This window comes from Mesorhizobium sp. WSM3860 (assembly GCF_002294995.1).
Taxonomy (GTDB): domain Bacteria; phylum Pseudomonadota; class Alphaproteobacteria; order Rhizobiales; family Rhizobiaceae; genus Mesorhizobium.
The window spans coordinates 33,233-46,668 of sequence record NZ_NSGF01000023.1 but is presented as its reverse complement, the minus strand read 5'-3'; the positions used below and the strand labels follow the sequence as shown (position 1 = coordinate 46,668).

Here is a 13,436-nt window from a genome sequence, read left to right as displayed (position 1 = left end):
TGCCTCAACCGATAAGGATCTTGGTATCGGAAATGAATTTAAACACCGGGATCGCCATGTTCTCCGGCGCCGGGCCTTTGCGGATGCGGCCGGCGGTATCGTACACCGAGCCGTGGCACGGGCAGAACCAGCCGCCGAAATCACCTTCCTGGCCGAGCGGGATGCAGCCGAGATGGGTGCAGACCTGCACCATGACCATCCAGGCCTCCTTGCCGGGCGTTGTGCGGTTGGCGTCGGTCGCCGGCGCATCGGCCGGCAAGTTGGCGTTGCGGGCGATCGGATCCTTGAGATCGTTGAGGCTGACCGCCGCGCCGTCCTTCATTTCCTTGTCGGTGCGGTTGCGCACTACGACCGGCTTGCCGCGCCACTTGACGACCAGCGAACTGCCGGGCTGCAGCGAGGAGACATCGACCTCGACAGAAGCCAGTGCCAGCGTCGAGGCATCCGGTTGCATCTGGTCGATGAACGGCCAGGCGAGGGCCCCTGCGCCGACCACGCCGGCCATGCCGGTGGCAATATAGAGAAAATCGCGACGGTTGGGATCGTGGATATCGGTTGCGCTCACGGGTGCCTGATCCTTTCGCCTCTTTCCGTGCCGGCGGCCGAGCCTTGTCCCCGCTCAATCGCGCCGGCCCGACAGCGCATGGCGAACAGGCTAGCGAATTGCTCCGGCATTTGGAGGTTCCGTTTATGCGTGAAGCCCGTTTTTGTCCAGACGCGCGGAGGCACAAGGGCACATTGTCGCGGGCATATGCCGCGGCCCGCGCCACGGCTTCATGATCGGGCCACCGAACAGCGCTAAATAGCGCTAACTTCAGCGGTAAATCGGAGCTCCGCTTGCCTCGACAGCAACCGCCGGCCCGGTCTATTGTCGAGCCATGGCGCATGTCATCGACCGCGACAGATGGGCGAGCACGCCCGACCGTTGGCAAGGCGAGCTGCAATGCGGCGCATTTGGCTCCAACTCCTGCCTGATCTTCAACTATCAGCCCGAGATCGGCGGCGGCCCGCGTCTGCATAAGCATCCTTACGCGGAGATCTTCGTCATCCGTTCCGGCACCGGCCTGTTCACGGTCGGCGACCGGCAGATAACGGCTACCGCAGGCCAAATTCTGATCGTGCCGGCAGACACGCCGCACAAATTCACCAATCTCGGCCCCGGTCCGCTCGAGACCACCGACATCCACGAGAACGGCAGCTTCATCACCGAATGGCTGGAGTGATCCGGCTTATTCGAGAGGCCAGGCCTGTCCCCGGACCGATTCCCGCCTAGTTCTGTCGGTCGGAGCGATCGGACAGATGGAAGCCGGGCGATGGAACCTTCCAGCATCGTGGTTGAAGGACTGACCATTGCGATCCGAGAAGCCGGACCACGGGATGCGCCCGGCCTCGTGCTGCTCCACGGCTGGCCTCAAAGTTCCCATGCCTTCGAGAACGTGATCGGTCGGCTGGCCACCGATCAGCGCGTGATCGCGCCGGACCTGCCGGGTATAGGCGGCTCGCAAGGGACGCGCAAAACCGGCGAGAAAGCCGATCTGGCCAGGGTGATAGCGGCCTTGATTGAAGCCTGCGGCCTGCGACAAGTTATAGTGGCTGGCCATGATGTCGGCGGCCAGATCGTCTTCGCGCTTTTGCGCAACCATCCCGAAATCCTCTCCACCGCCGCGATCATGGATGTTGTGGTTCCGGGCGTGGCGCCGTGGGACAAGGTCATCCGCAATCCAAACCTCTGGCACTTCGCCTTCCACGCGGTTCCTGCTCTCCCGGAACTGCTGGTTGGGCGTCACGAGCGCGCCTATTTCGACTTCTTCTTCGACACCCTGTCGAAGGAAAAATCCGCTATCCCGGCCGAGGCAAGAGACATCTACGCCAAGGCCTACTCGCGGCCGGAAAGCCTCAAGGCGGGCTTCGACTGGTACCGCGCCTTTTCCGAGGACGCCAAGGCCAATGCCGTTCCGCCGGCAAGCCCGATCGATACGCCGGTGCTCTGCCTCAGGGGCGCAGCCGAGACCGGCGAGATCACCGATTACCTCAATGGCTTGAAGGCCGCCGGCCTCTCCAATGTCGAGGGCGACATCATTCCTGATAGCGGGCACTTCGTCGCCGATGAGAATCCCGGAGCGCTCGCCTTGCGCCTGGCGCGGTTTCGCAAGGAAGTCGGCCTAGTCTAGCTGGCGCCGAGCCTGACCAGCACCGCGCGCGGGATGTCGTATTCGCGGATCACGGCCTCGTGCTTGCGCGGCCCGCAGAGTTCGCGCTGGATGAAATAGGCGTGGACGGCTTCTGCCGCTTCTTTCAGCAGCCGGTTGCGATTACCGCCTTCCCCATTTTCGCGCAGCTTCGTCAAGGTCTCTTCGACGCGCTGGCCGGCGCGACCGAGGGCGGCGGCCTTTTCGGCGAGTATTTCGTGGCCGAGCAGATCGAGAGCGCTCTCCTGCGCGCCTGACCGTCCGAAATTGCTGGGCATTCTGACCGACATGGCTGCGTTCTACTCCGCCGGGCGCGTCTCTTCCAGCACGCTTTCCTCATTGAACAGGAAGCCGCCGGACTGCCGTTTCCAGAGCCGCGCATAAAGACCGTCCAGCGCCACCAGCTCGTCATGCGTGCCTTGTTCGACGATGCGGCCGCCGTCGAGCACGACCAGCCGGTCGAGCGCTGCGATGGTGGAAAGCCGGTGGGCGATGGCGATGACGGTCTTGTTCTCCATCAGCCTTGCCAGGTTTTCCTGGATCGCCGCCTCGATGTCGGAATCGAGTGCCGAGGTCGCCTCGTCAAGGATGAGGATCGGCGCATCCTTGAGGAAGAGGCGGGCGATCGCCACGCGCTGGCGCTGGCCGCCGGAGAGCTTGACGCCGCGCTCGCCGACATAGGCTTCGTAGCCAAGGCGCTCGCGATTGTCGCGCAGCCCCATGATGAAGTCATGCGCCTCGGCTCTGCGCGCCGCGGCGATCACCTGAGCGTCGGTAGCGTCCGCCATGCCGAGCTTGATGTTGTCGCGCAGCGAGCGGTGGAACAGCGCCGTGTCCTGGCTGACCACGCCGATATTCGCGCGCAGCGAATTCTGCGTAACCCCGGCGATATCTTGGCCGTCGATCAGGATCCTGCCGCCCTCGAGGTCGTAGAGGCGCAGAATGAGATTGGCCAGCGTCGTCTTGCCGGCGCCGGACGGCCCGACCAGCCCGACCTTCTCGCCCGGACGCACGACGAGGTCGATGCCGTCGAGGACCCCTGCCCCCTTGCCGTAGTGAAAGGTGACGTTCTTGAGGTCGATGCGGCCACCGGCCACCACCAGCTGCCTGGCGTCCGGAGCGTCGGTCAGGCCGAGCGGCTGCGAGATCAGCGCCTTGGAATTCTCCAGCACGCCGAGGTTCCTGAGGATGCCGTTGAGCTGCATCATCACCCGTCCCAACAGCATGTTGAGCCTCAGCACCAGCGAGAGCGTGAAGGCGACGGCACCGACGGTGATCGAGCCTTCCACCCAGAGATAGACGGCAAAGGCGGCGATCGTCGTGATCATGACGCCGGAAAGCGTCGTCAGCGCCATGCGCACGCCGGTCAGGCGGCGGGTGAAGGGCCGCAGCGCATCGAGATAGATGTCGAAGCCGCTGCGGATGTAGCGGTCGTCGCCGTCGGCCGCGAACAGCTTCAGCGTCTGCACATTGGAATAGGAATCGACGATGCGGCCGGTGATCATCGAGCCGGCCTCGGCGGTTGCCTCGGCATGCTTGCGGATCGCCGGCAAATAGAGCCTGGCCAGCCAGCCGAAAGCAACGATCCAGATCACCACCAACACCGCCAGCCTGAGGTCGAGGCCGGCGACCAGTGCCAGCGTCGTCACCGTGTAGACGATCATGAACCAGACGACCTCGATGAAACTTTCCATGAGATCGCCGGTGGCCTGCCCCGCCTGCCAGACCTTGGTGGCGATGCGCCCGGCGAAATCGTTTTGGAAGAAAGCGTAGGACTGGCGCGAGACGTGCCGGTGCGCCTGCCAGCGCACGAGGCTGTAAAAGCCCGGCGTGATCGTCTGCTCGTCGACCAGCGCCGAAAGGCCGACCACCAGCGTGCGGATGATCAGCACCACCGCGCCCATGAACAGCAGCTCTGGCCCGGCGGCGGCCCACAGCGCGTGCCAGCTGCGTTCGCCGGGAAGCTGGTCGAGGATATCGACCAGCCGTCCGACGAAATAGAACAGCCCAGCCTCGACCAGCGGCGCGATGCCGCCGATGATCAGCATGGCGAAGAAGGCGAGCTTCGCTTGCCCGACATAGTGCCAGAGGAAGCCGCCAACGCTGGCAGGTGGCCGAAGATTCGCTGGCTCGCGGAACGGGTAGACCCAGCTTTCGAACCAGCGATAGACGGCCTGCATCATTCCGCGGCTTCACCTTTCGTCGGCAGATCTTCGGCCGCCTGTTTTTCCTCGAGCAGAAAGCCGCCCGACTGGCGCCGCCAGAGCTGGGCATAGAGCCCGCCCTTGGCGATCAACGCCTCATGCGAGCCGTCCTCGACGATGCGGCCCTTGTCCATGACGACGAGCCGATCCATCGCCGCGATGGTCGACAGGCGGTGGGCGATGGCGATGACCGTCTTGCCCTGCATGAGCTTGTAGAGGTTCTCCTGGATGGCGGCCTCCACCTCCGAATCGAGCGCAGACGTAGCCTCGTCGAGAATGAGGATCGGCGCGTCCTTCAGCATAACGCGGGCAATGGCGATGCGTTGCCGCTGGCCGCCGGACAGCTTCACGCCGCGCTCGCCGACAAGCGCCTCATAGCCGCTTTGCCCATGCGGATCTGTCAGCCCCGCGATCACATCGTCGATCTGTGCGGCCTTGGCGGCGCTGAACATCGCCTCGTCGCTGGCGGACTGGCGTCCATACTTGAGGTTCTCGCGAACGGATCGATGCAAGAGCGACGTATCCTGATTGACGAAGCCGATCGCCGCGCGAACGCTTTCCTGCGAGACGTTGCGGATATCCTGTCCGTCGATCAGCACCTTGCCGTCCTGCACGTCGAACAGCCGCAGCACGAGATTGACCAGCGTCGACTTGCCGGCCCCGGAACGGCCGATCAGGCCGACCCGCTCGCCCGGCGCGATCTTCAGCGACAGATTGTCGATAACGCCGCCTTTGCCGTCCTTGCGCCAATAGTTGAAGTTCACCTGGTCGAACTCGATGCCGCCGGCTTTGACCACGAGGGCCGGCGCGTCCGACTGGTCCTGCATGGTGATGGGGCGCGCGATCGTCGTCATCGAATTGCTGGCGACGCCGATCTGCCGGAAGACGTTTGCGCCGACATCGAGGATCCTGCCGGAGATGTTGGCGATCTGCAGCGCGAACGGTATCGCCGTCGCCACGGCCGCCGTGGTCATGGCGCCGGCGTTCCAGCCGGCCAGCGCCAGCCAGCTTATGGCGATGAGCAGCGCCGCGTTGAGGACGAACAGGGCCGACCACATCAGTGTGAAAACGCGCATCAGCTGGTAAAACGTGTCGGCGTGCTCGACGACGGCTTGCGAGACATATTTGTCTTCGTGCTCGCCGGTCGAGAACGTCTTCAGCGTCAGGATGTTCGTGTAGCTGTCGACCATGCGGCCGCTCACCTGCGACCACCGCTCCGACAGTTGGGACGAGCGCTGGGTGATCCTCGGCATCGCAAACCAGAAGATCAGGCAATAGAACACCAGCCAGACCGCCACCACAGCCAGAAGAAGCGGGTCGAGCCGCGCCAGCACAACGATGGCGACGGCAACGAAGACCAGCGCGTACCAGACGGCATCGACGGTAAGATTGACGCTCATCTCCACCGAGTCGCCGCTTTGCATGACCTTTGTTCCGATGCGGCCGGCGAAGTCGTTCTGGAAGAATGACCAGTCCTGGCGCACGACATGCCAATGGCTTTGCCAGCGGATGAGGTCGATGAGGTTCGGCGCGATGGCGTGGTTGCGGATGAGCGCGTCGATGACCATCGACAGCGGACGCAGCAGCACGACGATCGCCATCATGACGAGCAGCGGCCCATGCGCGGCGAAGAAATCGCCCGGCCTGGTGTTGGAGAGCAGGCCCACGATCAGGCCGACGAAAATCGGCAGCATCGCGTCGACTATTGCCGCGACGGCAACGATGATCATGCGCAGCCAATAGGCGGCGCGAAACTGCCTTATGAAATACCAGTAGAACCGCCAAAGTCCCATTGGCGGCTGCCTGTCTTCGGCCAGCGCCACCGGCGAATAATGGCTTTCGAACCAGGTGAAGATGCGGTCGAACATTTTTCTCTCATAGACGCCGGAAACCCGCCGGCACCCGATTTGGTCGCCGGCAGGCCTCTGACAGGTCGTGGTTACGCCCCGGATCGATTCCCCGCAATTGCCGTAACCTTGATGCCAATCGCGATCGCGTTACTCCGCCGCCATCTCGGATTGAGGGCCTTTGGCATCGGACTCAGCCGGCGCATCATCGAGCAGGAAGCCACCCGACTGGCGCTGCCAGAGCTGGGCATAAAGGCCGCCCTTGGCGACAAGCTCTTCGTGCGAGCCCTCCTCGATGATGCGCCCCTTGTCCATGACGACGAGCCTGTCCATCGCCGCGATGGTCGACAGCCGATGCGCGATGGCGATCACGGTCTTGCCTTGCATCAGCTTGTAGAGGTTCTCCTGGATCGCCGCCTCGGCTTCCGAATCGAGCGCCGACGTCGCCTCGTCGAGGATGAGGATCGGTGCGTCCTTCAGCATAACGCGGGCAATGGCGATGCGCTGCCGCTGGCCGCCGGACAATTTGACGCCGCGGTCGCCGACATGGGCATCGAATGCCTTGCGGCCGTTATGGTCCGAAAGCGCGCCGATGAAATCGAGCGCCTCCGCGCGCCGGGCCGCCTCGATCAGCATCTCGTCGGTCGCGTCAGGCCGCCCGTAGAGGATATTCTCCCGCACCGACCGGTGCAGCAGCGAGGTATCCTGCGTCACCATGCCGATCTGCGCGCGCAACGAATCCTGCGTTACCCCGGCGATCTCCTGGCCATCGATGAGTATCCTGCCGCTTTCCAGGTCGTAAAAGCGCAACAACAGGTTGACCAGTGTCGACTTGCCGGCGCCGGAGCGGCCGACGATGCCGACCTTTTCGCCGGGTTTCACAGTGAGCGACAGGTTCTCGATGACGCCCTTCTGCTTGCCGTAGTGGAAGCGAATCTCCTCGAAACGGATCTCGCCCTGGCTGACGGCGATGTCGCTGGCGCCCGGGCGGTCCTCGACCAGGCGCGGCAGCGAGATCGACTGGATGCCGTCTTGCACCGTGCCGATATTTTCGAACAGGCTCGACATCTCCCACATGATCCACTGCGACATGCCCCACATCCTGAGCACCAGGCCGATAACCACGGCGACTGCGCCGATCGTCACCGCCTGGCCCAGCCAAAGCCACAGCGAGATCACCGTCACGGAAAACAGAAGCAGCGAATTCAGGATGTAGAGCATCCCGTATAACTGCGTCACCAGCCGCATCGAGCGGTAGACGGTATCGAGGAAGCTCGCCATGCCCTCCTTGGCGAAAGTTGCCTCGCGGCGGGCATGCGAAAACAGCTTCACCGTCTGGATATTGGTGTAGCTGTCGACGACGCGGCCGGTCATGGTCGAGCGCGCATTGGCCTGCTCCTCGCCGACCTTGCCGAGCTTCGGGATGAAAAAGCGCAAGAGCCCGATATAGCCGACCAGCCATACACCCAAGGGCACCGCCAGTCGCAAGTCTGCCGAGCCGACGATGAACAGCATGCTGAGGAAGTAGACCACGACATAGTTTAGGACATCGATCAGCTTGATGACGCATTCGCGCACGGCAAGAGCGGTCTGCATCAGCTTGGTGGCGATACGGCCGGCAAACTCGTCCTGGTAGAAGGCCATCGACTGCTTGAGCAGGTAGCGATGCACCTGCCAGCGGATGCGCATGGGATAGTTGCCCATCAGCGTCTGCTGGTTGAGCAGCGAATGCAGCCATACCGTGCCGGGCAGCGCGAACAGCACGATGAAAGCCATGCCGGCGAGTTTCCAGCTCTCCGTCGCAAGGAAGGTTTCGCGATTCTGCGCCGACAGCCAGTCGACGATGCGGCCCATGAAACCGAACATCCACGCTTCGGCAAGGGCTATCGCTGCCACCAGCACGGCATCGACGAGGATATAGGGCCAGGCCCCGCGCGTATAATGCACGCAGAAGGCGACCAGCGTCTTCGGCGGCTCGACCGGCTCCGCGGCGGGAAACGGATCGAGCCTCTTTTCAAACCAGCGGAACATTCAAGGCACTCGACGGCTGTGCGCTCACGCGGCGCGGGATCGATTGGTAAGGCCTTTTCGGCCGCACGGCGCCGCGGGCCGGCGATACGGAATTGTCCGTATCGCCGGCCCTGCTTCGCGCAATATAGGGTGTCGCGGGCCTTTCGCCGACAGGCTTGCCAGAGGATCCTGACGACAAGCTGTCGCCAGCCCTGGTTTTACCCGGCCGGACCATGCGGATGATCCGGCGCACCAGCGAGGGTCGGCCCGGGTCGGGCACGGCGCGCGAGAAGTCGACGTCCGGCAGCATGCCGCGATGCGGACGCCGGCGCGTCTCGGCGTGCACCGCCGACGAGTAAGTCTCGCCGATCAGCAGGGCCCAGGTCGCCACCTTGCGCTCATGCAAGCTTCTTGAACCCGGTATTTTAAAGGGATCGAACATCGGTCCGTCCTCCATGTGCAAATGCGTTAAAAAGGGTGATGCGAGCCCGACCTCCGGCATTCGGGCCGGAGGGACGCAACGCGGTCAGGACATGACGGCAAGCGCCAGTCCCGACACGACGACAAGCGTCGGTCCCGACACGACGACCAGCGTCGGTGTCGACACGTTGAGGTGGGGCACGGCGCCCCTTTGCCAGTTTGAGAAACATCGCAAGATTCCTTCGAAGGCCGAAAACTGGGTTCGGCGGGAATCGGTGCGATCAGGTCTTAAAGTGTCAGAAGAATCGTCGTACCGAAACCGCCCTTGGGCATACGTGAGCCCCGGAGAGGAGCTGCCCGGAGAGGAGCTGGAAAAAATGCATGGTCTTCATGTGGTCCCCCTCCTTCGGTTCGGGTTGACGATGATGGGCATATACTCGACTTCGCAGAAAATGGCCACCCGCCAGTCTAGAAATCGCCAAAAGCTGGAGCCGCCTGTGGCCGTTCTGCCACTTATTAGAAGGATGCGGAAATGAACGACCGTCTCCGCATCGCGCTCTACCAACCGGATATCGCCGGCAATACCGGGACGATCCTGCGCTTCGCCGCCTGCCTTGATCTTGGCGTCGACATCATCGAGCCGGCCGGTTTCCCGCTCTCCGATCGGGCGCTGAAACGGGCCGGCATGGACTATCTCGAAATGGCGGCGCTTTCCCGCCATGCCGACTGGCACGCCTTCGAGGAATGGCGCCGAACGAATTCGCGCCGACTTGTGCTGCTCACCACCAAGGCCGCGACCGCTTACACGGAGTTTGCCTTCGCCGCCGGCGACGTCCTTCTGTTCGGCCGCGAATCCGCCGGCGTGCCGGAAGAGGTTCATCAGGCGGCGGATGCGCGACTGACCATTCCGATGCGGCCGGGCGCCCGCAGCATCAATGTCGCGCTGTCCGTCGCGATGGTCGCGGGCGAAGCGGTCCGCCAGCTCGGATAGGGTGCTCAAGCCTGGCTCGTTGTCGCGAACGCCTCCCACTTGCGGCGTCAGTCTCACCCAGGCGCACATCGCCTTCTCCTCAGTTTGCCTTGTCAGGGTTTCCTCGCTACAAGCTCAACCTAACTTGAGGTCAAGCGGAAAGTGCGAGATGGCTCCGGTGAAGGAATTGACGGTCGGCCAAGTGGCGATGCGCAGTGGCGTCGCGGTCTCGGCGCTCCATTTTTACGAAGCGCGCGGGCTGATCCGCAGCCATCGCACCGCGGGCAACCAACGGCGCTACGGCCGCGACGTGCTGCGACGGGTGGCGATCATCGGCGTCGCCCAGGAGGTCGGCATCTCACTCGCCGAAATCGCCGCGGCATTCCAATCCCTGCCCGAGGGCCGCACGCCGACGCGCGAGGATTGGAATCAGCTTTCAACGGCTTGGCGCGACGGCCTCGATCATAAGATCGCCCAATTGAAGAAGCTGCGCGACGGCCTGACCGACTGCATCGGCTGCGGTTGCATGTCGATCGACAAATGCCCGCTTCGGAACAACGAGGACCGACTGGCCAGAGAGGGAACTGGAGCGAGACGGCTACTGGTGCCCTGAGGATTTTCAATCCGCCGCCGGCAGCCGTCGCATCGTGAATTCGATGACGTCGCCCGGGCGCTCGAACCAGCTTTCGATCTCGGTCCAATAGGCCTGCTTGGGAAAGCGCTCGAACCATTCCTTGGCCTTGAGGCGCGCGGCCGGCCGCGGCAGTACGAAAGTCTCGCGCAAAAATCCGTCGCGCGGCTCTCTTTCGCGCTCGGCCCGTGAGCGCTCCAGCCTCTTCTTCAAGCCATCCAGCGGCGGCCTTGCCGGGGTGCGCACGAGCAAACTCCTTGCACCTTGGTCAGACAGGACTTGACCCTTGCCCTTAAGAGATTAGGGATCGCGCGCAGAAAAAACGAGTCATTTGTCGGGCAAGCCGCCTGGACTGGAGACGGAATTGGAACGATCCGACATTGCGGTGGGCCTGCCTGACGACATCGAGCAGAAGAAGATGAAGGCCTGCCTCTGGTTCGAAGCGCTGCGCGAGCGCATCTGCGCCGCCTTCGAGCAGATCGAGCAGGAACTCACTGGACCGCAATCGGCATGGTCGCCCGGGCATTTCGAGAAGTCGCCCTGGGAGCGCGACGAGGGCAAAGGGGGCGGCGGCACCATGTCGATGATGCGCGGCCGCGTCTTCGAGAAAATCGGCGTGCATACCTCGACCGTTCACGGCGAATTCTCTCCCGAATTCCGCAAGCAGATCCCGGGCGCCGACGAGGATCCGCGCTTCTGGGCGAGCGGCATTTCGCTGATCGCGCACCCCTGGAACCCCAACGTTCCGGCCGTGCATATGAACACACGCATGGTCGTGACCACGCGCCACTGGTTCGGCGGCGGCGCCGACCTGACGCCGGTGCTCGACCGACGCCGTACCCAGGATGATCCCGACACGATCGCCTTCCACCGCGCCATGCAGTTCGCCTGCGAGAAGAACGCCGCCGTGGCCGATTACCCGAAATTCAAGGCGTGGTGCGACGAGTACTTCTTCCTGCCGCATCGCAACGAGGCGCGCGGCGTCGGCGGCATCTTTTTCGACTGGCTGCATTCGGATGAGGGCAAGGGCGACTGGGACGCCGATTTCAACTTCGTCCAGGATGTCGGTCGCTCTTTCCTCGTCGTCTATTCCCATCTGGTCCGAAGCAATTTCAACCAGAACTGGACCGACGGCGACCGCGAGGAACAGCTCGTCCGGCGCGGCCGTTACGTCGAATTCAACTTGCTTCACGATCGCGGCACCATCTTCGGCCTGAAAACCGGCGGCAATGTCGCCTCGATCCTCTCCAGCCTGCCGCCCGAGGTAAAGTGGCCGTAAAAATCCGGTGAGCGGAAGGCCAGCCGCATTGCTGTCCCATTCGCCGAATTTTGACCGCCAATGTGGCAGGGGAGATTTCTTTTTCGTCTAATATGCTTTTGAAAAAATTGATTTATTTAAGGTCGCCGGGTCGGGAAGCGCCGGCGGCTCGTCACTGCTACGAGCCGCGACCCGACGCGTCCGGACGGCCCTGATCGAGCGGAGTGCCTTCCCAAACGGTGCCCGCATTCCAGGAGAGCATCTATGCGCAAACTTATTGTGACGGCGGCAACCGCTGCCTTTCTCGCTTCCGGTGGCACCGCATTCGCCGCGGTCAAGCACACCACGGGCACGGTCAAGAGCTTTGATGGAACGGCCATGAGCCTTGTTCTGGACAACGGATCGACCTTCACGCTGTCCAAGGCCTTCAAGGACCCGGGCATCAAGCCGGGCGAGAAGGTTCGCGTTTCCTGGGATATGAGCGGCAAGGATAAGATTGCCGAGGCTGTCAAGATCATGAAGTGACGGCGCGCACGGCTAGCAATTGCAGAAAGGTTGAAGCGGTCCGCCGGAATTGCGTCAAAACAAAAATGCAGAGCGGTTCATCGTTTCATGGAAACCAGGTGGCAACGGGCGGAGCAGCAATGCTCCGCCTTTCATTTCGCGCGGAGACCCTGAAAAAACAATTCGCCACCGGCTCCAATGCAACCGAAGCCGGCGACATGTGTTATGGTTTTCCATCGGGGCAATTTCAGGAAAAAATTCGAAGCGTCTTTGCATGCGGAATTGCGTAACGGCAACAAACAGCTGGAGCGGATCATGGCTCCGGACCTAGGAAAGGAAAAACACCATGAAGGAGTTCCAATGCGGGACACTCGTCCCGGGCTGCGATTGGCACACGCGCGCCGAGGAGGAAGCCGAGGTCATGCGCCGCGCCGTCGAGCACATGCGTGAAACCCATGGCGAAACCATCATCCGCGAGACCATGATCGAGGCGATCCGTTCGCGCATCCAAAAGGTCCGCGACGCGGCCTGAGGCATCCGGTCGCCATTTTCGTACGACCATCAGCAAAGACGGCCAATTGGATGCAGCATCCAGGCGCATCTCGCTTCGTTTGCGTCTCATCGCTGGCAGCGGCTGGCTTCGCCGAATTCAAGCAAAAACTTATATTCATACCGGCTTGGATAACCCCGCGGTAACGGTCTCCATGCGATCGTCGCGCGCATGATCCGGCCACGGCGGCTGCCCGAGGAGCCGTTCGCCACAAGGCGCGTCTGGATCCGGTGGGGCGAGGTGCTTCGCGCATGCGCGAAAGATCCAACAATCGAGACGGTTTCGGCGCAGCCGCACTGTTGCTGTGCGTAGTCGTTGGCGCCTCGCCGGCGATGACCCAGGAAGTGACCACGTCGCTCGTGAACATCCACCAGGGGTCATGGCTCAGCGACCGGGCCAGAGGCCTCGCCAATGGCGGCTATGAGCTGCAGGACGGGAGCTGGGTCTCGTTCAATCGTTGGTACCACAGCAATTGGGTCGACATGCAGGTCGACTTCCTCACGCAACTTACCGAAAACAGCGGCATTCTGTGGGGAGTGGGAACCGGCGAACGAGCCGAGAAATACCGCATCGCGCCGAGCCTCAAGCTCGGTTTTCTCACCCAGACCCATCCGAGCCTCAACAGCACTCTCTCCCTTTCGGTGACCTCGACCGTCGGCGGCAACCTGAGCGAAAAGCCCTGCGTGGCCGACTACGGGGAACTGGGCACCTACAGCGTCAACTGCCGGCTTGCGGCCGGGGAGACGGCGCCTGAGGACACGCTGAAATATCTGGTTAACGCTACCCCCGAAAGGCTGCGCCTGTGGCTCAATTACCGTGTTACTTTCTGATCGCCGGGATGCCGCGCATGAGA

At 62.8% G+C, this 13,436-nt stretch carries 16 protein-coding genes; 9 read left to right on the top strand and 7 right to left on the bottom strand.

Translation table 11 applies throughout. The annotated features are described in order from the left end of the window. Window positions 1–4: 4 nt before the first annotated feature. Window positions 5–565, bottom strand: a complete 561-nt coding sequence (gene petA, locus CK220_RS26790) for a ubiquinol-cytochrome c reductase iron-sulfur subunit (RefSeq protein WP_095814404.1) — start codon at window positions 563–565, stop codon at window positions 5–7. Between the two features lie 313 nt (window positions 566–878). Here petA and CK220_RS26785 point away from each other — a divergent pair, with 313 nt between their 5' ends. Next, on the top strand, window positions 879–1,223 hold the full coding sequence (locus CK220_RS26785) for a cupin domain-containing protein (protein ID WP_095814403.1): 345 nt from the start codon (window positions 879–881) through the stop codon (window positions 1,221–1,223). A 90-nt stretch (window positions 1,224–1,313) separates the two neighbouring features. Then, entirely contained in the window at window positions 1,314–2,171 is an 858-nt protein-coding gene (locus tag CK220_RS26780) for an alpha/beta hydrolase (RefSeq protein ID WP_095814402.1), read from the top strand. Here the strand turns inward: CK220_RS26780 and CK220_RS26775 are convergent. From CK220_RS26775 to CK220_RS26755, 5 genes are all read right to left on the bottom strand, one after another. Then, window positions 2,168–2,479, bottom strand: a complete 312-nt coding sequence (locus CK220_RS26775; RefSeq protein ID WP_095814401.1) for a DUF6665 family protein — start codon at window positions 2,477–2,479, stop codon at window positions 2,168–2,170. The genes CK220_RS26780 and CK220_RS26775 overlap by 4 nt on opposite strands. A gap of 9 nt (window positions 2,480–2,488) precedes the next feature. After that, window positions 2,489–4,372, bottom strand: a complete 1,884-nt coding sequence (locus tag CK220_RS26770; RefSeq protein ID WP_095814400.1) for an ABC transporter ATP-binding protein — start codon at window positions 4,370–4,372, stop codon at window positions 2,489–2,491. Then, window positions 4,369–6,261: an ABC transporter ATP-binding protein gene (locus CK220_RS26765; protein WP_095814399.1), complete on the bottom strand. Its 1,893-nt coding sequence runs from the start codon at window positions 6,259–6,261 to the stop codon at window positions 4,369–4,371. Before CK220_RS26765 ends, CK220_RS26770 begins: the two co-directional genes overlap by 4 nt. A 129-nt stretch (window positions 6,262–6,390) precedes the next feature. Then, on the bottom strand, window positions 6,391–8,271 hold the full coding sequence (locus tag CK220_RS26760) for an ABC transporter ATP-binding protein (RefSeq protein WP_095814398.1): 1,881 nt from the start codon (window positions 8,269–8,271) through the stop codon (window positions 6,391–6,393). Further along, on the bottom strand, window positions 8,255–8,692 hold the full coding sequence (locus CK220_RS26755; RefSeq protein WP_245429415.1) for a hypothetical protein: 438 nt from the start codon (window positions 8,690–8,692) through the stop codon (window positions 8,255–8,257). Before CK220_RS26755 ends, CK220_RS26760 begins: the two co-directional genes overlap by 17 nt. 510 nt (window positions 8,693–9,202) lie before the next feature. Here CK220_RS26755 and CK220_RS26745 point away from each other — a divergent pair. Both CK220_RS26745 and soxR read left to right on the top strand, forming a co-directional pair. Then, complete coding sequence (locus tag CK220_RS26745; RefSeq protein ID WP_095814396.1) at window positions 9,203–9,661, top strand: tRNA (cytidine(34)-2'-O)-methyltransferase; 459 nt, start codon at window positions 9,203–9,205, stop codon at window positions 9,659–9,661. Between the two features lie 148 nt (window positions 9,662–9,809). Then, a complete protein-coding gene (soxR, locus tag CK220_RS26740; RefSeq protein WP_095814395.1) occupies window positions 9,810–10,253 on the top strand; it encodes a redox-sensitive transcriptional activator SoxR in 444 nt (147 codons plus the stop codon). 6 nt (window positions 10,254–10,259) lie between these two features. On the opposite strand, the gene CK220_RS26735 is transcribed toward soxR, so the two are convergent. Next, the gene (locus tag CK220_RS26735) at window positions 10,260–10,517 is read right to left on the bottom strand and encodes a hypothetical protein (RefSeq protein ID WP_066994316.1); all 258 of its coding nucleotides are present in this window, start codon (window positions 10,515–10,517) and stop codon (window positions 10,260–10,262) included. Between the two features lie 118 nt (window positions 10,518–10,635). Here CK220_RS26735 and hemF point away from each other — a divergent pair, with 118 nt between their 5' ends. The 5 genes from hemF to CK220_RS26715 all read left to right on the top strand — a co-directional run bounded on the left by hemF (window position 10,636) and on the right by CK220_RS26715 (window position 13,413). Then, the gene (hemF, locus tag CK220_RS26730; protein WP_095814436.1) at window positions 10,636–11,550 is read left to right on the top strand and encodes an oxygen-dependent coproporphyrinogen oxidase; all 915 of its coding nucleotides are present in this window, start codon (window positions 10,636–10,638) and stop codon (window positions 11,548–11,550) included. A 243-nt stretch (window positions 11,551–11,793) separates the two neighbouring features. Beyond that, window positions 11,794–12,054, top strand: a complete 261-nt coding sequence (locus tag CK220_RS26725; protein ID WP_095814394.1) for a DUF1344 domain-containing protein — start codon at window positions 11,794–11,796, stop codon at window positions 12,052–12,054. Then, on the top strand, window positions 12,051–12,323 hold the full coding sequence (locus tag CK220_RS31645) for a hypothetical protein (protein ID WP_141245236.1): 273 nt from the start codon (window positions 12,051–12,053) through the stop codon (window positions 12,321–12,323). Before CK220_RS26725 ends, CK220_RS31645 begins: the two co-directional genes overlap by 4 nt. 56 nt (window positions 12,324–12,379) lie before the next feature. Further along, window positions 12,380–12,565 (top strand): DUF1059 domain-containing protein, encoded by a 186-nt coding sequence (locus CK220_RS26720; RefSeq protein WP_059188453.1) that lies wholly within the window; start codon window positions 12,380–12,382, stop codon window positions 12,563–12,565. A 269-nt stretch (window positions 12,566–12,834) separates the two neighbouring features. Continuing rightward, on the top strand, window positions 12,835–13,413 hold the full coding sequence (locus CK220_RS26715; RefSeq protein WP_095814393.1) for a hypothetical protein: 579 nt from the start codon (window positions 12,835–12,837) through the stop codon (window positions 13,411–13,413). Window positions 13,414–13,436: the final 23 nt, after the last annotated feature.

What these genes read in the sequence shown, in the direction of transcription:
- CK220_RS26755 (WP_245429415.1), bottom strand. Translation starts at nt 8,692, where the DNA reads ATGTTCGATCCCTTTAAAATACCGGGTTCAAGAAGCTTGCATGAGCGC.
- CK220_RS26775 (WP_095814401.1), bottom strand. Translation starts at nt 2,479, where the DNA reads ATGTCGGTCAGAATGCCCAGCAATTTCGGACGGTCAGGCGCGCAGGAG.
- CK220_RS26745 (WP_095814396.1), top strand. Translation starts at nt 9,203, where the DNA reads ATGAACGACCGTCTCCGCATCGCGCTCTACCAACCGGATATCGCCGGC.
- CK220_RS26760 (WP_095814398.1), bottom strand. Translation starts at nt 8,271, where the DNA reads ATGTTCCGCTGGTTTGAAAAGAGGCTCGATCCGTTTCCCGCCGCGGAG.
- CK220_RS26725 (WP_095814394.1), top strand. Translation starts at nt 11,794, where the DNA reads ATGCGCAAACTTATTGTGACGGCGGCAACCGCTGCCTTTCTCGCTTCC.
- CK220_RS26720 (WP_059188453.1), top strand. Translation starts at nt 12,380, where the DNA reads ATGAAGGAGTTCCAATGCGGGACACTCGTCCCGGGCTGCGATTGGCAC.
- soxR (WP_095814395.1), top strand. Translation starts at nt 9,810, where the DNA reads ATGGCTCCGGTGAAGGAATTGACGGTCGGCCAAGTGGCGATGCGCAGT.
- CK220_RS26770 (WP_095814400.1), bottom strand. Translation starts at nt 4,372, where the DNA reads ATGATGCAGGCCGTCTATCGCTGGTTCGAAAGCTGGGTCTACCCGTTC.
- CK220_RS26780 (WP_095814402.1), top strand. Translation starts at nt 1,314, where the DNA reads ATGGAACCTTCCAGCATCGTGGTTGAAGGACTGACCATTGCGATCCGA.
- CK220_RS26785 (WP_095814403.1), top strand. Translation starts at nt 879, where the DNA reads ATGGCGCATGTCATCGACCGCGACAGATGGGCGAGCACGCCCGACCGT.
- CK220_RS26765 (WP_095814399.1), bottom strand. Translation starts at nt 6,261, where the DNA reads ATGTTCGACCGCATCTTCACCTGGTTCGAAAGCCATTATTCGCCGGTG.
- CK220_RS26715 (WP_095814393.1), top strand. Translation starts at nt 12,835, where the DNA reads ATGCGCGAAAGATCCAACAATCGAGACGGTTTCGGCGCAGCCGCACTG.